This window comes from Flavobacterium sp. DW-iso2 (assembly GCF_058725285.1).
In genome coordinates this window covers 1-589 of sequence record NZ_JBZXDY010000087.1, presented here as the reverse complement: position 1 = coordinate 589, position 589 = coordinate 1, and the positions used below count along the sequence as shown (strand labels likewise).

General features: G+C 33.8%; 1 pseudogene. It reads right to left on the bottom strand.

What is annotated here, in order from left to right:
• Positions 1-589, bottom strand: a pseudogene (locus AC4PRO_RS18225) (Fic family protein); the annotation flags it as partial.

The following is a 589-nucleotide window of genomic DNA, read 5'->3' as shown; positions in this document are numbered from 1 at the left end:
GACTATTTTCTATCACTATTTGCTGTAATCGCAATAGTTCCTCTTTCTCTAATGGTCTTGAACCTGCTTGACCTATGGCTTTTCCCCACCTAATTGCTCTATTATTAGAGGGGGTTTCACCTTCTATGGTAAAAGATGCTTTGGAATCTTTTAGCAACAAAAATGCTGATGCTCGTTGTAGTACGTCTTTGCGAATTGCGTTTAAATAACTATTTTTTTTATGGGAAAGATCATCAGCTATATAGTCATTCAACTTTGGAGTTTTAAATATTAGCGGACAAAAATCAACAGTACCAGGCAAGTTGTTTTTTATACGATGGCGGCTGGAATTTGTACTTATAGGCAAAGCAAATTGTATATCTTCATCAATTAGGGTAATGAAATTTCCTTTATTTAAATCTGGAATTGGAAGTGACTTCCCCATAAGCCATTCGTATAAGAACCAAACTTTACGACTGTATTGTCCTTGCGGCTCTATTTGCACCACGGAAGTTATGGTTTCTTCTGATAGTTGTTCAAATAGTTTTTTAAAAAACAATAAATTTATTCCTTCGTATTTTAAAGCAAATACTAATTGTTTATAAAGAGT